Origin of the sequence: Sphingomonas sp. Y38-1Y (assembly GCF_032391395.1) — a bacterium.
In the GTDB taxonomy this organism is placed as follows: domain Bacteria; phylum Pseudomonadota; class Alphaproteobacteria; order Sphingomonadales; family Sphingomonadaceae; genus Sphingomonas.
The window spans coordinates 1,661,317-1,682,975 of the sequence record NZ_CP135916.1 but is presented as its reverse complement, the minus strand read 5'-3'; the positions used below and the strand labels follow the sequence as shown (position 1 = coordinate 1,682,975).

The following is a 21,659-nucleotide window of genomic DNA, read 5'->3' as shown; positions in this document are numbered from 1 at the left end:
CGTCAGCAAACCCGCTGCCAAGCTTGACTTTACGAGGGCGGCGCGTCATTGCGGGCCCAAGCACGCCGCCTGGCAACGGGCGGCGTTCGGTTTTCCTCTACCCATAAAGGTCGAAGAGCCATGAAGGCGCTCATGAAGACCACCAAGTCGGTGAAGCCGGCCGAGGTGGATAAGAAGTGGCATATCGTCGATGCCGACGGCCTGGTGGTCGGTCGCGCGGCGACGATCATCGCCAATGTGCTGCGCGGCAAGCACAAGACGAGCTTCACCCCCCATGTCGATTGCGGTGACAACGTCATCGTCATCAACGCGGACAAGGTGCGCTTCACGGGGCGCAAGCTCCAGCAGAAGACCTATTACAAGCACACCGGCTATGCCGGCGGCATCAAGGAAGTGACCGCGGCCAAGGTGCTGGACGGCCGCTTCCCGGAGCGCGTGCTGGAAAAGGCGATCGAGCGCATGATCCCGCGCGGCCCGCTCGGCCGTGAGCAGATGCGCAACCTGCGCATCTACAAGGGCGCGGAGCATCCGCACACCGCGCAGAACCCCGAAGTGCTCGACATCGCGGGCATGAACCGCAAGAACAAGGTGGGCGCATAATGTCCGACAACCGCCAGTCCCTGTCCGACCTGGGTTCGCTGACCCAGGCTCAGCCGCAGGCCGCGCAGCCCGAGACCGGTTCGGCGCCCGCCGCCGATACGGCGGAAGGCAGCGCCCCCGTCCAGCCGCAGCAGCCGACGACGCCGCTGCGCGCGCAGGAAATCGACGCCTATGGCCGCGCCTATGCGACCGGTCGCCGCAAGGACGCCGTCGCCCGCGTGTGGCTGAAGCCCGGCTCGGGCAAGATCACGGTCAACGGCCGTGATTCGGAGGTCTATTTCGCGCGTCCGACGCTGCGTCTGGTGATGAACCAGGTGTTCCAGGTCGCCGAGCGCGAGGGCCAGTACGACGTGATCTGCACCGTCAAGGGTGGCGGGCTGTCGGGCCAGGCCGGCGCGGTCAAGCACGGCATCGCCCAGGCGCTGACCCGCTACGAGCCGGCGCTGCGTCCGCCGGTCAAGGCCGCGGGCTTCCTGACCCGCGATCCGCGCGCCGTCGAGCGTAAGAAGTACGGCAAGGCCAAGGCCCGCCGCAGCTTCCAGTTCTCGAAGCGCTGATCGGGTTCGATCGAACGAATGGGGGCGGTCCGGCAACGGGCCGCCCTTTTTCGTGCGCGTGCCGCGGAACCGTCGCGAAGCGAAGGCGTCGGCCGGTGATGCGTACCGGCCCGATCCTGCTCGCTCTTGCCCTGTCCGCCTGCGGCAACCCCGCGCCGGAGCCGGACCAGCCCCGGCCCTCGCCCACCCCTGCCCCGCCGTCGAGCACCGCGCCGACGATCGCGCCGTTGACCGCCGCGGACCTCGACCAGGCGCAGGTCGCTGGCGAACTGGCGTGCAGCTTCACCGACACGAGCGATCGGTTGCTGATGATCGCCCGCGGTGATGTCGGCGGGCGGATCGCCAATGCCGTGCTTCGCACCGACCAGGGGATGGCGCGGGTGACGGCACCGGGCGGCTTCAACGCGATCGTGCACGGCGCGCGGTTCACGGGCGGCGGGCTGACCGCCAGCGTCGCGGTGACCGGCCCCGCAACCGGCGGCGGCGAGTCGCCGCCGATGCCTGCCACGCTGACCGTCGAGCGCGACGGGGCCGCGCCGCTCGTCACGTCGGGCGACTGGACCTGCGGACCGTAAAGACCGGCCGCTCGGCGCATCGCGCTTGACCGCGCCCGCGCCAACGGCTTGAGCGCCTTGCGATGACCACGCGCGAGGCCACGGGCTTTCTCCCCCGCAACGACGTACGCCTCGGGCCGGATGGCTGGCGCCAGACGCTGCGCGATCGCGCCTTCACCATCCTGTGGGGCGCGATCCAGTGGCCCTGGCTGGCGCGCAGCCTGTCGGGCGGTCGCCGCGCCGACAAGGATGCGCTGCTCGCGCGGCTGGACCTGCCCGCCGATGCGCTCCCCAATCTCGGCAGCTGGAAGGCGGACACCGGCCTCCTCCACCTCGTCGTCGACGAGATCGAGGCGCGGCGCCCCGCGGTCGTGGTCGAGCTCGGCGCCGGTGCGTCCAGCCTGATCGTCGCACGCGCGCTTCAGCTCAATGGCGGCGGCCGGCTCGTCAGCCTCGACCAGCATGGCGATTTCGTCGCGGCGACGCGCGACTGGCTGCGCGAGCATGGCCTGGATGCCGACATGCGCGCCGCGCCGTTGGTGCCGGCGCCCGGCGGCTGGCCGGCCTTGTGGTACGACGCGAGCGACCTGCCCGACCGGATCGACCTGCTCCTGATCGACGGGCCACCCTGGACGCTCCACCCCTTCGTCCGCGGCGCGGCGGAGATACTGTTCGACCGCCTGAGCGTCGGCGGCGCGGTGATGCTCGACGACGGCGCCCGCCCGGGCGAGCGCGTCATCGCCGCGCGCTGGCGCAAGCGCTGGCCGCAGATCGACTTCGGGCTGGTGCTGGGCGGAAGGAAGGGAACGCTGGTGGGGAGGCGGATGCGCTGATGACGGTGCTTTCATCCGTTCGTCCTGAGTAGCCGCTGAGCTTGTCGAAGCGGCGTATCGAAGGACTGAGCGCGCGCGACGATGCTTCGATACGAGCCCTCGACTTCGCTCGGTCTCTACTCCGCACGAACGGATAAAGCGGAAGTCAGCACCCTCTAGAAGGGCCTGGCTTCCGGCAAACCCCGCGCATCTAGCCGATGGTCGCCGCCGCGCAGCCGACGGATCACCGCGACCTTCCCGTTCCGGATGTCATACGCGACCGCGTCATAGGACCAGCAGCAATGCCGGGGCATCGTACCGCCCCAACTCGCCATCGAGTTGAAATACTCGATGAACAGCAGCCTGCCCGTCGACGAGAAGCCCGGCTGCACCTTGAAGCTCACGCCAAGGGCGGCCAGCATCTTCCCAAAACGGTCCAACCACTCGCCCTTGCTGGAGGCAATCTGCTCGCCATCCTCGAACACCGTCAGCGTATCGGACAAGAGCGAGGCGTAGGTCGCCACGTCCTTGCTCTCGATCGCGCGAACGAGCGTCGCGCCGAGCTCGTCCTGCCCCGGCAATGACGGCGGCGGCAGCACCTGCGCCTCTGCCGCGACGGTGACCGTCATCAGGGCCGCGGCGACGATCCAGCGACCCAGGATCACACCCGGTGATCCGGCCCGTCCATCACCCGCGCGATCGTCTCGAAGGCGCGGCCCTCGACGCGGATCTCGTTGAACGACGGGCGCGTCTCTCGCACGCGTTCGGACAGGGTGCCGGCGCCGATCAGGCGGATGGGGTTGCCGTCGACCTCATGCTCGATGTCGAAGGGGTCGTGGACGTGGCCGGTCAGCACCGCATGCGCGCCCGCGTTGGCGAGCGCCCTGAGCGCCCGCTCGCCGCCGACGGTGCGCGCGTCGGTCCGCGTGCCCGCCTCAATCAACGGATGGTGGGCGGTGACGAAGACGAGATCGTCCTCCGGCGCCTCCTCGACCAGCCGCACCGTCTTGGCCAGCCGCTGCGGCGTCACCAGACCCTTCGACCAGTTGAGCCGGAACTGGAAGCGCGCGGTGGTGCGCAGCGGCGCGATGGTCACGCCCTTCACCTCCAGCGGCCGCTCGATCAGCCGCTCCAGCGACTTGTACCGCTTGTAGGGGCGAAAGATGCGCGCGACCGGATTGTACATTGGCAGGTCGTGGTTGCCGACCTCGATCGTCGTCGGCCGGCCGAGCGATTCGAGCCAGGTGGCCGCCGCCTCGAACTCGTCCGACCGCGCGCGCTGCGTCAGGTCGCCGGTCATCAGGATCGCATCGGGCACCTCGTCGCGGACGATGCCCGCGAACCAGGCGAGCGCCGACTGGTCCTCCGCGCCGAAATGCAGGTCGCTGACGTGGAACAACCGGATCATGCCGTCTCCTTTGTACGCGTCGCGATGAAGCGTTCACCGCTCATGCCGCCGCTCAGCCGCGTACCGGGCTCGAGCCGCTCGGGTTCGCCGTCGAATAGCGCGAGCACGGGGCGCGAGCCTTCGATGACGAGATGGCGCGACAGCGCGTGCGTGACCGAGGCGGCGTTCACCCACTCGCCCGATACCCAGTTCCAGCCGAGCTCCGCGATCGCGCGCCAGTCGCGGGCGTCGATCCCGGCGACGTCCAGGCCGCGCGCGTCGGGCTTCACCAGCACCGCCTGATAGCGGCGCCGCAGCCGCACCGGTCCCGACACGCGGATGCCCTTGCCGAAGGTGCGACCCCAGGCGTGGCGCATCGCGCGGAAGAAGGAGAACAGCCGCCGCTTGCGCACAGCCTCGCGCGCACGAAACCACTGCGCGGCGGGGCCGATGATGAGGCCGACAAAGGCGCGGTGCGGTCCCGCCTCGACGAACGGCATCGATACGGTGCGGTACCCATCATTGGCGGCATGGATGATCGCGTGCGGATCCAGGCTGTCGTGAAGCGCGCGGGCGAGCAGGTTCATCGTGCCCCCCGGCAGGATCAGGAAGCGGCCACCCCACTCGGCCAGCTTGCAGAGCACCGCATTGATCGTCCCGTCGCCCGCGAACAGCACCACCGTGTCCGCGCCCGCCGCGTCCAGCGCCGCCCCATCGGGCAGCGTCTCGTCCGGAAAGCCGGTGCGGCCGACCAGCTTCAGTCCGCGCTCCTCGAACACCGCCTCGATCGCGTCGCACTTCTCGCGGGTGGCCGAGCCCGAGCTTGGGTTGGTGATGAACCACAGATTGTGCATGCTGCCCCACCTTTTCGGGCGCATAACGATCCCAGCTAACGAAGGATGCAGCCAAGCCGCGCCGAAGCCGTTAAGGCGCTGGGCAGGATCAGGAAAGAATGGGGGATCACGGGATGGCACCGCCACCGCCGGCAAGCGCGGCGCTCGACGCTGCGGACATGACGCCCAGCCTTCCGGAAAGCTATCGCAGCATCGCGGTGCATCCACCCACGGTCGCGTTCTGGCGCAGGCTCGGCGCGTTCGCCGGCCCGGGCTATATGGTTGCGGTCGGGTACATGGACCCCGGCAACTGGGCGACCGATATCGCCGGCGGGTCGGCGTTCGGGTACACGCTGCTGTCCGTCATCCTTCTGTCCAACCTGATGGCGATGGTGCTCCAGTCGCTGTCGGCAAAGCTCGGCATCGTCGCCGGTCGCGACCTCGCCCAGGCTTGTGCCGAGCGCTATGGCCCGGTTGCGCGATGGGTGCTGTGGATCCTGTGCGAGACGGCGATCATCGCCTGCGATCTGGCCGAGGTGATCGGCACCGCGATCGCGCTCCAGCTCCTGTTCGGCATTCCGCTGGTCGCGGGCATCGCGATCACCGCGGTTGACGTGATGCTGATCCTCGCGCTTCAGCGCTTCGGTTTCAGGAAGCTCGAGGCGTTCATCATCGCGCTGCTGATCGTCATCGCCGGCTGCTTCGGCGCGGAGCTGATCTTCTCCCAGCCCAACGTCGCCGCGATCGCCCGCGGGCTGATCCCCGCGCCGCAGATCGTGACCAACCCGGCGATGCTCTACATCGCGATCGGCATCCTGGGTGCGACGGTGATGCCGCACAATCTCTATCTCCACAGCTCGATCGTGCAGACGCGCTCGTTCGACCGGACCGAACCGGGGCAGCGCGACGCGCTGAAGATGGCGACGATCGACTCGACGATCGCGCTGGGCCTCGCCTTCTTCATCAACGCATCGATCCTGATCCTGGCGGCGGCCACCTTCCACACCGCCGGCCGCACCGAAGTCGCCGAGATCCAGGAGGCGTATCAGCTGCTCACCCCGATGCTGGGCGTCGGCGTCGCCAGCACGCTGTTCGCGGTGGCGCTCCTCGCCTCGGGCCAGAATTCGACGGTCACGGGGACGCTCGCCGGCCAGATCGTGATGGAGGGCTTCCTCAAGCTGCGCTTCCCCGTCTGGCTCCGCCGCATCGTCACGCGGCTGATCGCGATCGTCCCCGCCGCAACGGTGGCGGCGCTGTACGGCGAGAGCGGCACCGCGCGCCTCCTGGTGTTGAGCCAGGTGGTGCTGAGCCTCCAGCTGCCGTTCGCAGTCTGGCCACTCGTCCAGTTCACCAGCGACCGCAAGCTGATGGGCGGCTTCGTCAACGGCCCGGTGCTCAAGGTGGTGGCGTGGGCCATCTGCCTGACGGTGATCGGACTGAACCTGACGCTGCTGGCGCAACTGGCGATGGGCTGAGCCCCCGCCCCCGTTCGTCCTGAACTTGTCGAAGGGCGTGTCCCGGGCGCTGCGCCTGGATCACGTGCTTCGACAAGCTCAGCACGAACGGTGAGGTTGCCGTCTAATCGCCCGCAAAGGCGAAGGGGGTCATCCCGACTTCCCGATCGCTGACGATTCGCGCGCGGGCGGCCGGCGGCGCGCTTCGCTGCGAGCAATCGGGGCGGGTACAGGCCGAACAGCCGAGCCCCACCGGCATCGCTTGCGCGCCCAGGTCGATGCCCCGCGCGGCCGCCAGCCCGGCCGCCTCGCCCGCGGCCACGCCGACGACGACGGCGAACCGTCCCTTCACCCCGCCGATCGGCCCGGCATGCGGCTGAACGCTGCGTGCGATCGTCAGCCAGCGGCCGCCATCCTCGGTCTCGATCAGCTGCGTCATCGGCTCGCCCGGCCGCGCCAGCGCCGCGAACACGTCCCACAGCGGACAGAGCCCGCCCTCGACCAGTGGCGAGGCGCTGGCGCCGGCATAGCGCTTCGACACCTGCCCCGCCCGATCGACGCGCAGCATGAAGAAGGAGAGGCCCCGCGCGCCCACGCGCCCGAGCGTCGTCAGCCGGTGCGCGACCTGTTCGAATCCCGCCCCGAACCGGCGTTGCAGCAGCTCCAGGTCATAGCCCGTCGCCTCGCACGCGCGAAGGAACCGGGCATAGGGCATCATTACCGCCGCCGCGAAATAGCCGGTGACGTGCCGGCGCAGCAGCCGCTCGGCGACGCGATCGGACAGCCCGGCGCCTCGCACGATCGCGTCGACCTCGCCCTGCACCTCGCCCGACAGCCGCTCCGCCATCGCAAAGGCGCGGCTGGCGGGGTCGAGCAGTTCGGACAGCTGAAGCTGGCGCGCGTGGAGGTCCAGCCGCTTCAATCGGTCGGGCATCACCTCGACCGGCAGGATGCGGACGGAGAGCTGGTGCCGCGTCCGCAGCCGGTCGGCGAGCGCAGGGATCAGGTCGCCGCTCGACAGCCGAAGCTCGTCGGCAAGCCCCTCGGCCGCGGCGTCGAGGTCGGGGAAATGGTTGCGCCAATGCTCGATCGCGCGGCGCACCTCGCGTGCGGTGCGGTCGTGCGGATTGTCGCCCGCCCCCTCCCCGCCGCGCGCGTCGAACGCCCGCGCAAAGGCCTCGGCGCCGCCGGGGGCGCTCGCCAGCCACTCGTCGAGTTCGGCGCGATCGATGTCGAGGTCGGCGAACATCGGGTCGCCCAGCCGCCGCCGCATCGCCGCACGCCCGCCGCCGGGCTCGCTGGCGGCTAGCGTGCGCGCGTCGAAGTCGAACCGCTCGGCCAGCCGCACGAGCAGCGTCGCCGAGATCGGTCGCTGGTTGCGCTCGATCAGGTTGAGATAGCTCGGCGAGATATCGAGCGCGTCGGCCATCGCCGCCTGCGTCAGCCCGAGCTGGCGCCGCACCCGGCGCACGGCATGGCCGGCGATCAGCTTGTGTTCGGCCATTCGCTGGTGCTCCGCCCCCTGACGCTCGGCCGCCATCATGCCATGTCAGTTCTTTACAGCAAGACACGGCCGGCGGCCCAGCATCTACAAACGGAACGGCCGAGCCACACGCGACGTTTCGCGTTTATATGCAGGGGCTTGCCGACATCGCTGGGTGGATCGCGCCGGCCGCGACGATGATCGCGGCGATGATGACCGCCGCCAATCTGGGCGCGCGCGTCACCGGCTGGGGCTTCGTCGTGTTCTCGATCGGGTCGGTCGCCTGGTCGATCGTCGGCCTGTCGTCGGGCCAGACCAACCTGCTGCTCACCAACGGCTTCCTGACGTTCGTCAACGTCGTCGGCATCTGGCGCTGGCTGGGCCGGCAGGCGCGCTACGACAAGGGCGGCGAGCGTGCCGAGCAGCGCAGCGCCGACCAGCGCGACGAGACCAAGGTGGCGCTCGGCCGCGTCGTCGGCGCACGCGTCGTCGACCGCGACGGCACCGCGATCGGCCATGTCGCCGATGCGATGCTCGGCTGCAACAGCCATTCAATCGCCTATCTCGTCATCGGCTGCGGGGGCGTCGGCGGCGTGGGCGAGACCCTCCACGCCGTCGATCCGTCGCGAGTGCGCTTCGGAACGCCCTTGGTGTTCGAGGGGGAGCGGAGCGACCTGTGCGCGCTGCCGGAATTGGCGGCGGACGACTGGCCAGGCGCGAAGCCGCGGGCGGCCTGAGCTGTCCTCTCATCACCCCGCTAACCGTTCGTCCTGAGTAGCCGCCGAGTAGCGCGAAGCGCGTATCGAGGTGGCGTATCGAAGGACAGGTTGGTGCGCGGAACGGTACTTCGATACGAGCCCTCGATACGCTCCTACGGAGCTACTCGGTCTCTACTCAGCACGAACGGGAAGGGGAGGATCGGCGGCCTGGGCTAACTCCCCAATCACCCCCCCAACCGTTCGTCCTGAGTAGCCGCCGAGTAGCCCGCAGGGCGTATCGAGGCGGCGTATCGAAGGACGTTGGCGCGTGTGACGGTACTTCGATACGAGCCCTCGATACGCCCTAGCGGGCTACTCGGTCTCTACTCAGCAGGAACGGGGAAATCAGAGCGCGCCATCTGAGGCACAGCCTCAATCCACCCCGCCCCGCGCGCCATACCCGCTCGCGACCACCACGTCATAGCTCGCGAACGACGCGGTCTCCGACGCCAGCTCGATGCGCGGCGCGGCGCTCGTCTCGCCCACGCGGGCGGCGTCGTCGTGGCGGGCGACGCTGGCGGCATCGGCGACGAGCATCGGCGCTGGGCGGCGGACCTGCGCGACGGTGACGGGCGGCAGTTCGCGCGGCTTCGGCGCGGCATCAGGCATCCCCGGCACACGACCGCTGACGATCCGCACCTCTCCGCCCATCTCGGTTAAGTCATAGAGTCGCTTGGCGAACGCGGCCGGAAACCGGATGCAGCCGTGCGACGCGGGATATCCCGGAAGCTGCCCGGCGTGCATCGCGATCCCGCTCCAGGTCAGCCGCTGCATGTAGGGCATCGGCGCGTTCGAATAGAGGTTGGAGCGGTGGAACACCTTCTTCTGGAGGATGGTGAAGCTGCCCGCGGGCGTCGACTTGCCGGGCTTGCCCGTCGACACCGTCGACACGCCCACCAGCGCACCGCCGCGATAGACATAGGCGAGCTGGTCCTCGATGCTGATGAGGATCGCCACCGGCCCTGCCGCGGCAGCGCCCTCCTCCCAGGCGAACTCGCCATTGCGCAGCATCGCCGCGCGCGATTCGAGGTTGGGAAGCTGTGCGGCAACGGGCATCGACGTCGCAGCGAGCACCGCCAGAACCGCTGCAACCACTCGCCGCAATGTTCGTGCCGATCTCGCCAAGTCGTTGGTTATGCGGGACGAGCCGCGGCACTTTCCCATGTCAAGTCCCGGAAGTGCCCTCCCTTTCATGATATACGCTCGCTTCATGCCAAGACCATCGGTGGGGCTTAGCGTATCGTGAACGAGTTGTTAACCGGAACCGCGTCCCGGCGCGGGATGCTGCGGGCTGGCGGGATTGCCGCCGCCGCGCTGATCGTGCCAGGCTGCATGCGCCAGCCGCTTCAATCCGTCGGCAGCCAGCCGGCACCCAAGCCCGCGTCGAAGCCGACCGCCGTCGCCGCGACCCCCGCGCCGCCGCCGACGATTGCCGGTGTCGCGACCTCGCTGGTCGAACGCGCCCGCGCCGCGCGCGACACGCATGCCGGCCAGCTTCGCCAGCGCGACCGTGTCGCGATCATCGACTTCACGCCTGCGTCCTATCGCTCGCGCCTGGCGCTCGTCGATCTCGCCAATGGCCGCGTCGACAAGCTGCTGGTCGCGCACGGCATCGGCTCGGATCCCGGGCACACTGCCTTTCTCCAGCGCTTCTCGAACGACGACGGGTCGGAAGCGACGTGCGAGGGCGCGTTCGTCGCGGACAATTATTATGTCGGCCAGCATGGCCGGTCGCAGCGACTGGTCGGGCTCGATCCCACCAACTCGAACGCTCTGTCGCGCGCGATCGTGATCCACGCCGCCTGGTACGCCAACAAGGACATGCTCATCAGCCACGGCAAGCTCGGCCGCAGCCAAGGCTGCTTCGCGGTCGGCGAGAACGAGCTTCAGCGCGTGTTCGACCATCTGGGCGAAGGCGCATTGGTCTACGCGGCCAAGGGCTGATCGACATTATGGGCGGGGCGACGCGAGCATCCTAGGCTCTCGCCATGAGCGAAGCCGAAGAACTCTCCCCCGCCCTGCCCGACGATGTCGAGGCGCTGGCCGCCCGCGTCCTCGACCTGGCCGACAACCGCGACTGGCGGATCGCCACGGCCGAAAGCTGCACCGGCGGCCTGCTCGCCTCGCTCCTCACTGATGTCGAGGGCAAGTCGAGTGCGTTCGAGCGCGGGTTCGTCACCTATTCGGTCGAGGCGAAGTGCGAGCTTCTCCATCTCGCCCGCGACATGGTCGAGCGGTGCCATGCGGTCAGCGAGAATGTCGCCGTCGCGATGGCGGAGGGCGCGCTGAAGGCGAGCCATGCACAGGTTGCCGTCGCGATCACCGGCTTTGCGGGGCCCGGCGGTCCCGACGACGAACCCGGCCTCGTCCATTTCGGCTGCGCGCGCGTTGATGGCGAAACGATGCACCGCGAGGAGCATTTCGGTGATATCGGCCGCGGGGCCACGCGGATTGCCGCGGTGCGCGTGGCGCTGAAGCTGTTCGAGGAGGCGCTTTCTTGACGCACCGTTTCTGGTCGCACCATGCGCACGGCTTCGTCCGTGTCGCCGCCGCGACCCCGCCCGGCGTCGTCGCCGATCCCGCCGCCGCGACCGACCATGCGATCCGCCTGGCGCACGAAGCGGCGGACGCCGGCGTCGACCTCGTCGTCTTTCCCGAACTCAACCTCAGCGGCTATGCGATCGACGATCTGCACATGCAGGACGCGCTGCTGGCCGCGGTCGAGGCGGGGATCGCGCGCATCGTCGCGGCGAGTGCCGAGCTGCGCCCGGTGCTGCTGCTCGGCGCGCCCGTCCGCCGCAACGGCCGGCTCTACAATTGCGCCGTCGTCGTCGCGCGCGGCTGCATCCTGGGCGTGGTGCCCAAGACCTACCTGCCCAATTACCGCGAATATTACGAGAAGCGCTGGTTCGCGCCTGGCGTGGGGCTGACCAACCTCGACATCGCGCTGGCGGGCCAGACCGTGCCGTTCGGCACCGACCTGATCTTCGCCGCCAGCGACTTGCCCGACTTCGTCTTCCATGCCGAGATCTGCGAGGATTACTGGGCGCCGCTCCCGCCCTCGACCGCCGGCGCGATGGCGGGGGCGCTGATCCTCGCCAACCTCTCGGCCTCCAACATCGTCGTGGGCAAGGCGCGCGAGCGGATGCTGCTGTCGGCGTCGCATTCCGCCCGGACGATGAGCGCCTATGTCTATTCGGCGAGCGGCCCGGGCGAGAGCACGACGGATCTCGCCTGGGACGGCCAGGGCATGGTGCATGAGCTGGGCGAGCTGCTCGCCATCTCCGACCGCTTCGATCTTGCGAGCGAGCTGGTCGTCGCCGATGTCGATGCCGGCCGGCTTCGCTTGGAGCGCGCGCGCACGGGAACGTTCAACGATTGCGCGGCCGCCAACGGCCATCCGGAGACGCGCTTCCGCCGGATCGCGTTCGACCATCAGCCCGACTTCGCCGATCTCGGTCTGAAGCGAGCGGTGCGCCGCTATCCGTTCGTTCCCGACACGCCCGAAACGCTCGACGCCGACTGCTACGAGGCGTTCAACATCCAGGTGGAGGGTCTCCGCCAGCGGCTCGCCGCCACGGGCACGAAGCGGCTGGTGATCGGCGTGTCGGGTGGGCTCGATTCGACACACGCGCTGCTGGTCGCGGCCAAGGCGTTCGACCGGCTCGGCTATCCGCGCAGCGACCTGCTCGGCTTCACCATGCCCGGCTTCGCCACGGGTGAGGCGACCAAGGCGAGCGCCTGGGGCCTGATGCGCGCGCTCGGCGTGACCGGCGAGGAGATCGACATCCGCCCCGCCGCCAACCAGCTGCTCAAGGACATGGGCCATCCCTTTGCCGAAGGGCAGCCGCAGTACGACGTGACGTTCGAGAATGTGCAGGCGGGATTGCGCACCGACTATCTCTTCCGCCTCGCCAATCAGCGCGGCGGGCTGGTGCTCGGCACCGGCGACCTGTCCGAACTCGCGCTGGGCTGGTGCACCTACGGCGTCGGCGACCAGATGAGCCACTATGCCGTCAATGCCGGCGTGCCCAAGACGCTGATCCAGCACCTCATCCGCTGGACGATCGCCAGCGGCCAGTATGATGCGGCGACCGATGCGGTGCTGGAGACGATCCTCGGTACCGAGATCAGTCCCGAGCTGATCCCCGCGGACGAGAGCGGCGCGATGCAGTCGACCGAGGGGCGGATCGGCCCCTATGCGCTGCACGACTTCTTCCTCCACCATGTCGTGCGGCTGGGGCTGTCGCCCTCGAAGATCGCATTCCTGGCGTGGCACGCCTGGAACGATGCCGACGAGGGGCATTGGCCCGCGAACCTGCCGGAGGACGCCCGCGGCGCCTATGACCTGGCGACGATCGCCAAGTGGCTGGAGGCGTTCCTCGACCGCTTCTTCCGCACCAGCCAGTTCAAGCGCTCGGCGATCCCCAACGGACCCAAGGTCGCGGCAGCGGGCGCACTCTCGCCGCGCGGCGACTGGCGCGCACCGTCGGACGGCAATGCGCGGGCATGGATCGAGGAACTGCGGGCGGGGTTGCCGGAGTAATCTCCCGTTCGTCCTGAGCTTGTCTAAGGACGGGTCACAGGCGCTGCGCCCGGATCATGTGCTTCGATAGGCTCAGCACGAACGGGGATGGGTAAGCTCGGCGGCGACCCTCACCCCAAATAATGCCGCTCCGCCGCCTCGGTCGCGCTGACCGAGAGCAGCTGCCGCGCCTCGCTCGCGCTGCGGGGCTGGCCGCGGCGGTCGGCGGCGGCATCCATCACGCGGTCGAGCAGTTCCTGCCCTTCCGACCACCAGCCGATCCCGCTCGCGGCATTGAGATGCCCCTGGGCACCGGCATCGACGAAGTGGCTTCCCCATTGCGCGGCCAGGTTGCGCGCCTGCTCGATCTCTATCCACGGATCGTCGTTCGACGCGACCAGGATCGAGGGGAACGGCAGCAGCTGCCGCGGCGAGGGCTTGAACGCGGCGATGTCGGGGTGGACGTCCGCGCGGTCGACATCGGCCGGCGCGACGAGCAGCGCGCCCGCGACCGGCCAGCCATAAGGCTGCGGCGACAGGGCCGCCCACCACGCCACCGCCAGGCAGCCCAGGCTGTGCGCCGCGAGCACCACCGGCGCGCGCGTCGACCGGATCGCCTGGTCGAGCTTGGTCACCCAGGCGTTGCGATGCGGCTTGTTCCACATGCCCAACTCGACGCGGTGCGTGTCGGGCAGATTGTCTTCCCACAGCGTCTGCCAGTGCGAAGGCCCCGAGCTGCCGAGGCCGGGAACGGTAAGCACGACGGGACGCGTCGGGCTGTCGGAGAAGATCGTCATGGCCGTTCTTCCTTTTGTCCGGTGACGAGGGCGAGGGCCGCAAAGTCGCTCTAGGGGCACGGCCGGCGTCCCTGCCCTCGTCGACTTCCGATCTAATTCCTACTTGCACAGTGTGCAATAGGTGCGCGGTTCGTCGCAGGGCTTTTGCGGCAGGCCGTTCGGCGGTATCGCGCGCCATGCCCAAGAAGCGTTTGGATCAGCTCATCGTCGACCGCGGCCTCGCCGAGAGCCGCACGCGGGCGCAGGCGCTGGTGATGGCGGGCCTGGTCTTCTCGGGCGAGCGGAAGCTCGACAAGCCGGGCGTGTCGCTGGCGGTGGACGCCGCGATCGAAGTGCGCGGGCGCGATCATCCCTGGGTCTCACGCGGCGGGATCAAGCTGGCGCACGCGCTCGACCATTTCGGCTGGACCGTGGGCGAAGCGGTGGCGATCGACGTGGGATCGTCGACCGGCGGCTTCACCGACGTCCTCCTCACCCGCGGGGCGGCGCGCGTCTATGCCGTCGATTCGGGCACCAACCAGCTTGCGTGGAAATTGCGCCAGGATCCGCGCGTTGTCGTGCACGAACAGACGAGCGCGCGCATCCTGACCGACGCGCACGTGCTCGAGCCCATCGACCTCGTCGTCTGCGATGCGAGCTTCATCGGCCTCGCCAAGGTGCTGGAGCGTCCGCTCGGCTTCGTCCGGCCCGGCGGCGGGCTGATCGCGCTCATCAAGCCGCAGTTCGAGGCGGGACGCGAGGAGGTCGGCAAGGGCGGCGTCGTCCGCGATCCGGAGGTGCATGCGCGCGTCTGTGCAGAGGTCGCCGACTGGCTCGCCGGCATCGGCTGGGCGGTCCAGGGGGTCGAGCAGAGCCCGATCACCGGTCCGGAGGGCAATGTCGAGTTCCTGATCGCCGCGCGGCGCCCCGGCCCTTCGCCCGATTGATGGCCGGCGTCCGGCCCGCTACGGCATGGCGCCGTTCCGGATTCGCCTGATACAAGGGAAGCTATGCGCGAAATCGCCTCAATGGGTCAGCTCCGCTGGTCGTTCGCGCGATGGGCGTTCGTCACCGTGCCCGCGGTCCTGCTGCTGGGCTTCGCTTCCGGCGCGTCGGTCCCCTCGGGCGACGACAGTGCCTGGTATCAGGCGCTTTCGAAGCCTTCGTGGACGCCGCCCGGCTGGGCGTTTCCGATCGCCTGGTCGATCCTCTACATCCTGATCGGCATCGCCATCGCGATGATCCTGAACGCCCGCAGCGCCCGCGGTCGTAATGCCGCGATCGCGCTGTTCGTGGTGCAGCTGGCGCTCAACCTTGCCTGGACGCCCGTGTTCTTCGGGCTGCACCTCGTCAGCATCGCGGCGGTGCAGATCGTCGTCATCCTCGCGCTCGCCATCGCGACGACGTTCGCATTCGCGCGGGTGCGGCGGACCGCGGCGTGGCTGATGGTCCCCTATCTCGCCTGGCTCAGCTTCGCGAGCCTGCTCGCCTACGACATCGACCGGCGCAATCCAGCGGGCGAGACCCTTGTCCCCTCGGGCGCCACCACCCAGATTCAGCTCTGAACGATCGGATTATAGACATCATGCAGACCGAAAACCGCGTGTTCGACGACATCGCCAAGATCCTGAACGGCGCCGCCGGCACCCTTGCCGGCATGGGTCGCGAGGCGGAAGCCGCTGCGCGCGAGCGCGCGCGCGAATGGATCGGCGGCCTCGACTTCGTGTCGCGCGACGAGTTCGAAGCGGTCAAGGCGATGGCCGCGGCCGCGCGCGACGAGAACGACGCGCTCAAGGCGCGCATCGACGCGCTGGAAGCGAAGCTGGGCGGCGGCGCGGTCAGCGATACGCCGGTTCCGACGGCGTGACCTGAACAAGAAAGAAATTGGTTCACGCCAAGGCGCGAAGGCGCGAAGAGGCTGCGGCGAAGCCGCCGTCGAGCCACCTCAGCCGCACCCATCGTTTTTAAGCGCTTTGCGCCTTTGCGCCTTTGCGTGAACCGCCTTCTCTCTTCTTACCTCAATCGCGCCCGCGCGAACTCGCGCAGCTTCTCGCCGATCTCCTCACGCTCCAGCGAAAGCGCGAAGTTCGCCTGCGCGAACCCGGCCTTGTCGCCGCAGTCGTAACGCTCACCGCCGAACTTGAACGCATGGAAGGGCTGCTGCCCGATCAGCTGCGCCATCGCGTCGGTCAGCTGGATCTCGTTGCCCGCACCCGGCCCCTGCGTCTCCAGGATGCGCATCACCTCGGGCTGGAGGATGTAGCGGCCGGGGATCATCAGGTTGGAGGGCGCGGTGCCGAGCTTGGGCTTTTCGACCAGCCCCTTCACCTCGACCAGCTCGCCATCGATCGAACCGGGCTCGACGATGCCGTATTTGTCGGTCTGGTCTTCGGGCACTTCATAACCGCAGACGACGTTGCCGCCGACCTTCTCATAGGCGGCGACCATCTGCGCCATGCAGCCGGGCGTCGCGACCATCAGCTCGTCGGGCAGGAAGATCGCGAACGGCTCGTTGCCGACGACGTGGCGCGCGCACCACACCGCGTGGCCCAGCCCGATCGGCTCCTGCTGACGGACATAGGTGATGTCGCCCGGCGTGAAGCGCGTGGGCGCCAGCACCGACAGGTCCTTGCCGCGCGAGCCCATCGTCTGCTCGAGCTCATAGGCGATGTCGAAATGGTCCTCGATCGCCGACTTGCCGCGCCCGGTGACGAACACCAGCCGCTCGATCCCCGCCTCGATCGCCTCGTCGACGGCGTACTGGATCAGCGGGCGATCGACGACCGGCAGCATCTCCTTCGGCACCGCCTTGGTCGCCGGCAGGAACCGCGTCCCCAGCCCCCCGACCGGAAACACAGCCGTCCGAACCTTCGCCTGAGCCATCTTGCCCTCCCTGTTCACCCCGTCCGGCTCCTAGCTTCGGCGACAGGGCGATGCAATTGCGAGGGTCAGCGCGCTGGACGTTTCGTGCTGCAAGTGCGAAGAAACCAACATGATGGTCATGCTTCTTCGCACCGCCTTCGTCGTCGCGATCGTCGCCGTGACGTTCCTCGCGCTGGTGCCCGGCCCGCTTGGCAAGATCATCGAATCGGGCGAGCAGCGGCACCTGCTCGCCTTTGCCATGCTGCCGGCGCTCAGTTCCCTGGCTTGGCCAGCCATCGGGGTTCGCGCGCAATGGGTCGGGTACGCGATCTTCGGCGGGCTGATCGAGATCGCCCAGGGCTGGATGGCGGTCGGCCGGAACGCCGATTTCGGCGACTGGGTGCTCGACATGGCGGCGGCGGCAGCCTCGCTCGGCTTCGCCGTGCTGATCCGGCGACAGATGAGCGCCGCCAGCGCGTGACGATTTGGCAAGAGGCGATCGTTTAGGGCAAGCCCGGCGGTTCATCGACGGGCGAGTGACATGACGGTTCTGATTACGGGCGTGGCGGGGTTCATCGGCCATCATTTGGCCGACGCGCTGCTGGCGCGCGGCGAGCGGGTGGTCGGCATCGACGATCTCAACGCCTATTACGATCCCGCGCTCAAGCAGGCGCGCCTCGATCGGCTGGACGCGCGGCACGGCGACGCCTTCACCTTCCACCGCCTCGACTTCGCCGACGATGCGGCGTTGGCGAGCGCCCTTGAGGGTGCCGAGTTCGACCGCATCGCGCATCTCGGCGCACAGCCCGGCGTCCGCTACTCGCTCGAGAACCCGCGTGCCTATGTCCGCTCGAACCTGGTCGGGCACGTCAACCTGCTCGAACTCGCGCGCGAGCGGCGCGTCCGCCATCTCGTCTACGCTTCGTCCTCGTCGGTGTACGGCGCCAACGAGAAGCAGCCGTTCAGCGTCGAGGACCGCGTCGACCATCCCGTCTCGCTCTATGCCGCGACCAAGAAGGCGGACGAGTTGATGAGCGAGACCTACGCCCACCTCTACCGCATCCCGCAGACCGGCCTTCGCTTCTTCACCGTCTACGGTCCCTGGGGCCGGCCCGACATGGCGATGTGGATCTTCACCAAGGCCATCCTGGAGGGGCGCCCGATCCCCGTCTTCAATCACGGCCGGATGCAGCGCGACTTCACCTATATCGACGACATCGTCGCGGGCGTGATCGCCGCGCTCGACAACCCACCGCCCGACGACGACGCGCTCAAGCCCGGCGGCAGCAAGGCGCCACATCGTCTCTACAACATCGGCAACAACCGGCCCGAGCAGCTCGGCACGATGATCGACCTGATCGAGGCGGCGTGCGGGCGTCCGGCAATCCGCGACTATCGCGACATGCAGCCGGGCGACGTGCCCGCCACCTATGCCGACATCGACGCGATCGCCGGCGACCTGGGCTTCGCGCCGACGACGTCGCTGGCCGAGGGTGTACCCCGCTTCGTCGAATGGTATCGCGGCTACAATGCCGGTTGAGGGGCCGGCGAGTCGGTGCACGGCATCGGCACGGGGGAAACGACCATGGCATTGGACACACACGGGCTAAACTTCGTCCGCTATGTCGCGCGGCGGCATCCGCTCGGCGCAGTGGGGACCATCGGGCGGCAGGAAATTCACGTCAACGACGTGGTCATGGCACGCCTGCTGAAGGGCGCGCCCTATGCCCATGAGCCGTTCTGCGAGAATCTGCTCCGCGATCACCTCGGCGCGACGTCGGTCGAATCGATCGACATGTCGGACTTCGAGCAGGCGACGCACATCCACGACATGAACCAGCCGCTGCCCGATCATCTGCGCGGCCGCTTCGACACGGTGATGGACATCGGCACGCTGGAGCATGTCTACAACATCGTTCAGGCGCTCAAGAATGCGTCCGACCTGCTGAAGCCTGGCGGGCAGATCGTCCACGTCCTGCCCACCAACAATTTCTGCGGCCACGGCTTCTGGCAGTTCTCACCCGAACTCTTCTTCTCGCTCTATTCGGAAAAGAACGGCTATCGCGATACCGAGGTGTTCGTCGCGGATCGGACTGAGAACACGCGCTGGTTCCAGGTGATCGAGCCCAAGGACGGCAGACGCGTCAACATCTTCTCCAGCGCCGAAGTCTATGTCCTCGTCCGCTCGACCCGCGTCGGCGACGTGTCGCACGAGAACGTGCAGCAGAGCGATTATGCGTGGGAGTGGGAGACCGCGGTTCACGATCCGCAACCGCAGACCGTCTCGGGCCTTCGCGCCCGTGTGGTGGGCGTGCCGCTCGTCTATGATCGGCTGTTCCCGCTTTATCAGCGCGCCATGCGGATCGTGTCGAACGAGCGGCTGTCCGGCCGAAATCCCGGCCTTCGTCCCGTGTCCGTCCGGGCGATGACGGGCTGACGGTTATCACTTGCTTCACACCGGCACGCTAAAGGCGCGGGCATGACCCGCATCCTGCTCGTCTTCGGCACCCGGCCGGAAGCCATCAAGCTGTTCCCCGTCGCCGCCGCGCTCAAGGATCGCGGCGATCTCGACGTTCGCGTCTGCGTGACGGCGCAGCATCGCGGGCTCCTCGACCAGGTGCTCGACATCGCCGGGCTTCGGCCCGACATCGACCTCGACATCATGGAGCCGGGTCAAAGCCTCGACCGGCTGACCGCGCGGCTGCTGACGGGTCTGGGCGAGGTGATGGATGCCGAGCGGCCCGACCGCGTCATCGTCCAGGGCGATACCGCCACCGCGATGGTCGGTGCGCTCGTCGCCTATTACCGCAAGGTGCCCGTCGCGCATGTCGAGGCGGGGCTGCGCTCGGGTGACATCCACCATCCCTGGCCCGAAGAGGTCAATCGCCGCATCGTCGCGCCGATCGCCGATCTCCACTTCGCCCCGACCGAAACCGCGGCGGGTGCGCTCCGCCGCGAGAATATCGACCCGGCGACCGTCCACGTGACCGGCAACACCGTTATCGACGCGCTTCACTGGACGCGCGCGCGGATCGCCGAGCGCCCTGCCCTTGCCGCCGGGCTCGACCCGCTCGCCGATCGCTTCGCGGGCAAGCGCATTGTCCTCGTCACCACGCACCGGCGCGAGAACTTCGGCGGGGGCATGGAGAACATTGCCCGCGCGATCGCCCGCATCGCCGATCAGCCGGACGTCGCGGTAGTCTTTCCCTGCCACCCCAACCCCAATGTCGTGTCCGTCATGGATGCGATGCTGGGCGATCGCCCGAACATCGCGCGCATCGATCCGCTCGACTATCCGCACTTCATCCGCGCGCTGGATCTCGCCACGTTGGTCCTAACCGATTCGGGCGGCGTGCAGGAGGAAGCGCCCGCGCTGGGCAAGCCGGTGCTGGTGATGCGCGAGACGACCGAGCGGCCCGAGGGGGTCGAGGCGGGCACCGCCCGCCTCGTCGGCACCGATCCCGACCGCATCGTTTCCGAAATCTTCAGCCTTCTCGGCGACAAGGCCGCCTATTCCGCGATGGCGCGCGCCCACAATCCGTTCGGCGACGGCCATGCCGCGGCACGGATTGCGGAGCTTGTCGCGGATGCCCATCGACGCTGAACTCAAGGTCGCCGTCCTCGGCCTCGGTTATATCGGTCTTCCCACCGCCGCGGTGATCGCGCGCACTGGGGCCGAGGTGCTGGGCATCGACGTCAGCGAGACCGTGGTCGAGACCGTCAATTCGGGCCGCGTCCATATCGAGGAGATCGACCTCGACGGCCTCGTCTCCGGCGTGGTCGCGCGTGGGCGGCTGCGCGCCTCGACGCTGATCGAGCCGGCCGACGTGTTCGTCATCGCGGTGCCGACGCCGTTCGGCGACAATCACGTGCCCGACATCGGTTATGTCCTGAACGCCGCGACCACCGTCGCTGCCGCGCTCAAGCCCGGCGACATGGTGATCCTCGAATCGACGTCGCCCGTCGGCACGACCGAGAAGGTGCGCGACCTGCTCGCCAAGCTTCGCCCCAACCTCAAGGTGCCGGGCCTGACCGCCGGCACCCCCGACATCGCCATCGCCTATTGCCCGGAGCGGGTGCTGCCCGGCCGCATCCTGGTCGAGCTGATCGACAATGACCGCGTCATCGGCGGCATCACGCCTCGCTGCGCGCGCAAGGCGCTGCAATTCTATCGCCGCTTCGTGCGCGGCGCGTGCGTGACGACGACCGCGGCCGCGGCCGAAATGACCAAGCTGACCGAGAACGCGTTCCGCGACGTCAACATCGCCTTTGCCAACGAACTCTCGGTGGTCGCCGGCAATCTCGGCATCGATGTCTGGGAAGTCATCCGCCTGGCCAACCGCCATCCGCGAGTCAACATCCTGTCGCCCGGTCCCGGTGTCGGCGGCCACTGCATCGCCGTCGACCCCTGGTTCCTGGTTCATGGCGATCCCGACAACACCCCGCTGATCCGCACCGCGCGAGAGGTCAACGACGCCAAGGTCGGCTACACCATCGGCCGTGCAGAGGCGCTGATCGAGGCGATGCCGGGGGCGCCGGTCGCCTGCCTCGGCCTCGCCTTCAAGGCCAATATCGACGACTTCCGCGAGAGCCCGGCGGTCAAGGTCGCCGCAACGCTCGCCCAGCGCTTCGGCGACCGCGTCCGCATCGTCGAGCCTTATGCCGAGCAATTGCCACGCGCGTTCGACGGCACCGGTGCCGGCCTGATCGACATCGATACCGCGCTGGAGACATGCCCGATCCTGATCGTCCTGGTCGACCATGACGTGTTCCGGTCGGTCCCGCTTCAGGAACGCGCGGGCAAGCAGGTCTATGACACCCGCGGCATCTGGCCCGACCAGCCGCAACCGGGCGCCGGCGCCGCGGAGCGCATCCGGCTCGCCAGCTGACCGACGCGGAACGGCGGGGGCGTCCGCGCGTCATAGCGCGACCCTGCCGCGTGCCGCATCTATTGCGTCGCAGCGTGAAAGGGGGCAAGGCTTCGCCAAAGAGTTTGTACCCCTATGCTTCGTCGGCTTTTCTCGTCTCGCGATCGGCGTTCTTCGCGCGGTGCCCCGC

The 21,659-nt window shown here is 68.6% G+C and carries 24 protein-coding genes; 17 read left to right on the top strand and 7 right to left on the bottom strand.

Annotated features, from left to right (window positions below; genetic code table 11):
• Positions 1-120: 120 nt before the first annotated feature.
• From rplM to RS883_RS08015, 4 genes are all read left to right on the top strand, one after another.
• Entirely contained in the window at positions 121-600 is a 480-nt protein-coding gene (rplM, locus tag RS883_RS08030) for a 50S ribosomal protein L13 (RefSeq protein WP_315764676.1), read from the top strand.
• Complete coding sequence (gene rpsI / locus RS883_RS08025; protein ID WP_315764674.1) at positions 600-1,157, top strand: 30S ribosomal protein S9; 558 nt, start codon at positions 600-602, stop codon at positions 1,155-1,157. The genes rplM and rpsI overlap by 1 nt, the downstream gene beginning before the upstream one ends.
• A 98-nt stretch (positions 1,158-1,255) precedes the next feature.
• Positions 1,256-1,732: a hypothetical protein gene (locus tag RS883_RS08020; protein ID WP_315764671.1), complete on the top strand. Its 477-nt coding sequence runs from the start codon at positions 1,256-1,258 to the stop codon at positions 1,730-1,732.
• Between the two features lie 62 nt (positions 1,733-1,794).
• Positions 1,795-2,544 carry a class I SAM-dependent methyltransferase gene (locus RS883_RS08015; protein ID WP_315764669.1) on the top strand — a complete coding sequence of 250 codons (750 nt, stop codon included), beginning with the start codon at positions 1,795-1,797 and terminating at the stop codon, positions 2,542-2,544.
• Between the two features lie 155 nt (positions 2,545-2,699).
• Here RS883_RS08015 and RS883_RS08010 read toward each other — a convergent pair whose 3' ends face one another.
• From RS883_RS08010 to RS883_RS08000, 3 genes are read right to left on the bottom strand one after another with little or no spacing between them, the layout of a single operon-like run.
• Entirely contained in the window at positions 2,700-3,188 is a 489-nt protein-coding gene (locus RS883_RS08010; RefSeq protein WP_315764666.1) for a hypothetical protein, read from the bottom strand.
• On the bottom strand, positions 3,185-3,931 hold the full coding sequence (locus RS883_RS08005) for a metallophosphoesterase (RefSeq protein ID WP_315764663.1): 747 nt from the start codon (positions 3,929-3,931) through the stop codon (positions 3,185-3,187). The genes RS883_RS08010 and RS883_RS08005 overlap by 4 nt, the downstream gene beginning before the upstream one ends.
• A complete protein-coding gene (locus tag RS883_RS08000; protein WP_315764660.1) occupies positions 3,928-4,764 on the bottom strand; it encodes a diacylglycerol/lipid kinase family protein in 837 nt (278 codons plus the stop codon). The genes RS883_RS08005 and RS883_RS08000 overlap by 4 nt, the downstream gene beginning before the upstream one ends.
• Before the next feature lie 113 nt (positions 4,765-4,877).
• Here RS883_RS08000 and RS883_RS07995 point away from each other — a divergent pair, with 113 nt between their 5' ends.
• Positions 4,878-6,218: an Nramp family divalent metal transporter gene (locus RS883_RS07995; RefSeq protein ID WP_315764658.1), complete on the top strand. Its 1,341-nt coding sequence runs from the start codon at positions 4,878-4,880 to the stop codon at positions 6,216-6,218.
• 103 nt (positions 6,219-6,321) lie between these two features.
• On the opposite strand, the gene RS883_RS07990 is transcribed toward RS883_RS07995, so the two are convergent.
• The gene (locus RS883_RS07990) at positions 6,322-7,701 is read right to left on the bottom strand and encodes a helix-turn-helix domain-containing protein (protein ID WP_315764656.1); all 1,380 of its coding nucleotides are present in this window, start codon (positions 7,699-7,701) and stop codon (positions 6,322-6,324) included.
• Between the two features lie 128 nt (positions 7,702-7,829).
• On the opposite strand from RS883_RS07990, the gene RS883_RS07985 reads away from it, so the two are divergent.
• Positions 7,830-8,417 carry a PRC-barrel domain-containing protein gene (locus RS883_RS07985; protein ID WP_315764653.1) on the top strand — a complete coding sequence of 196 codons (588 nt, stop codon included), beginning with the start codon at positions 7,830-7,832 and terminating at the stop codon, positions 8,415-8,417.
• Between the two features lie 393 nt (positions 8,418-8,810).
• Here the strand turns inward: RS883_RS07985 and RS883_RS07980 are convergent, their stop codons facing one another.
• Positions 8,811-9,494 (bottom strand): L,D-transpeptidase family protein, encoded by a 684-nt coding sequence (locus RS883_RS07980; protein ID WP_315764651.1) that lies wholly within the window; start codon positions 9,492-9,494, stop codon positions 8,811-8,813.
• 186 nt (positions 9,495-9,680) lie between these two features.
• Between RS883_RS07980 and RS883_RS07975 the strand changes: the two genes are divergently transcribed.
• The 3 genes from RS883_RS07975 to RS883_RS07965 are packed head-to-tail and all read left to right on the top strand — an operon-like array spanning position 9,681 to position 12,984.
• The gene (locus RS883_RS07975; protein ID WP_315764649.1) at positions 9,681-10,382 is read left to right on the top strand and encodes a murein L,D-transpeptidase catalytic domain family protein; all 702 of its coding nucleotides are present in this window, start codon (positions 9,681-9,683) and stop codon (positions 10,380-10,382) included.
• A 44-nt stretch (positions 10,383-10,426) separates the two neighbouring features.
• Positions 10,427-10,939: a CinA family protein gene (locus RS883_RS07970; RefSeq protein WP_315764646.1), complete on the top strand. Its 513-nt coding sequence runs from the start codon at positions 10,427-10,429 to the stop codon at positions 10,937-10,939.
• A complete protein-coding gene (locus tag RS883_RS07965) occupies positions 10,936-12,984 on the top strand; it encodes an NAD(+) synthase (protein WP_315764644.1) in 2,049 nt (682 codons plus the stop codon). Before RS883_RS07970 ends, RS883_RS07965 begins: the two co-directional genes overlap by 4 nt.
• A gap of 110 nt (positions 12,985-13,094) precedes the next feature.
• Here the strand turns inward: RS883_RS07965 and RS883_RS07960 are convergent, their stop codons facing one another.
• Entirely contained in the window at positions 13,095-13,760 is a 666-nt protein-coding gene (locus RS883_RS07960; protein WP_315764640.1) for an alpha/beta hydrolase, read from the bottom strand.
• Between the two features lie 176 nt (positions 13,761-13,936).
• Between RS883_RS07960 and RS883_RS07955 the strand changes: the two genes are divergently transcribed.
• The 3 genes from RS883_RS07955 to RS883_RS07945 all read left to right on the top strand — a co-directional run bounded on the left by RS883_RS07955 (position 13,937) and on the right by RS883_RS07945 (position 15,606).
• Positions 13,937-14,686, top strand: coding sequence for a TlyA family RNA methyltransferase (locus RS883_RS07955; protein WP_315764637.1), 750 nt, complete (start codon positions 13,937-13,939; stop codon positions 14,684-14,686).
• Positions 14,687-14,749: 63 nt separating this feature from the next.
• Positions 14,750-15,304: a TspO/MBR family protein gene (locus tag RS883_RS07950; protein ID WP_315764633.1), complete on the top strand. Its 555-nt coding sequence runs from the start codon at positions 14,750-14,752 to the stop codon at positions 15,302-15,304.
• Between the two features lie 20 nt (positions 15,305-15,324).
• Positions 15,325-15,606: an accessory factor UbiK family protein gene (locus tag RS883_RS07945; RefSeq protein WP_315764631.1), complete on the top strand. Its 282-nt coding sequence runs from the start codon at positions 15,325-15,327 to the stop codon at positions 15,604-15,606.
• A gap of 146 nt (positions 15,607-15,752) precedes the next feature.
• On the opposite strand, the gene galU is transcribed toward RS883_RS07945, so the two are convergent.
• Positions 15,753-16,622 (bottom strand): UTP--glucose-1-phosphate uridylyltransferase GalU, encoded by an 870-nt coding sequence (galU, locus tag RS883_RS07940; protein ID WP_315764628.1) that lies wholly within the window; start codon positions 16,620-16,622, stop codon positions 15,753-15,755.
• Between the two features lie 109 nt (positions 16,623-16,731).
• Here galU and RS883_RS07935 point away from each other — a divergent pair, with 109 nt between their 5' ends.
• Genes RS883_RS07935 through wecC form a run of 5 tightly spaced genes read left to right on the top strand, consistent with a single transcriptional unit; the run spans position 16,732 to position 21,490 of the window.
• Positions 16,732-17,082 (top strand): hypothetical protein, encoded by a 351-nt coding sequence (locus tag RS883_RS07935; protein ID WP_315764625.1) that lies wholly within the window; start codon positions 16,732-16,734, stop codon positions 17,080-17,082.
• Positions 17,083-17,142: 60 nt separating this feature from the next.
• A complete protein-coding gene (locus RS883_RS07930) occupies positions 17,143-18,141 on the top strand; it encodes an NAD-dependent epimerase/dehydratase family protein (protein WP_315764623.1) in 999 nt (332 codons plus the stop codon).
• 45 nt (positions 18,142-18,186) lie between these two features.
• A complete protein-coding gene (locus RS883_RS07925; RefSeq protein ID WP_315764622.1) occupies positions 18,187-19,038 on the top strand; it encodes a methyltransferase domain-containing protein in 852 nt (283 codons plus the stop codon).
• 42 nt (positions 19,039-19,080) lie between these two features.
• The gene (gene wecB / locus RS883_RS07920) at positions 19,081-20,205 is read left to right on the top strand and encodes a non-hydrolyzing UDP-N-acetylglucosamine 2-epimerase (RefSeq protein ID WP_315764620.1); all 1,125 of its coding nucleotides are present in this window, start codon (positions 19,081-19,083) and stop codon (positions 20,203-20,205) included.
• Positions 20,189-21,490, top strand: coding sequence for a UDP-N-acetyl-D-mannosamine dehydrogenase (wecC, locus tag RS883_RS07915; protein ID WP_315764618.1), 1,302 nt, complete (start codon positions 20,189-20,191; stop codon positions 21,488-21,490). The genes wecB and wecC overlap by 17 nt, the downstream gene beginning before the upstream one ends.
• Positions 21,491-21,659 lie beyond the last annotated feature (169 nt).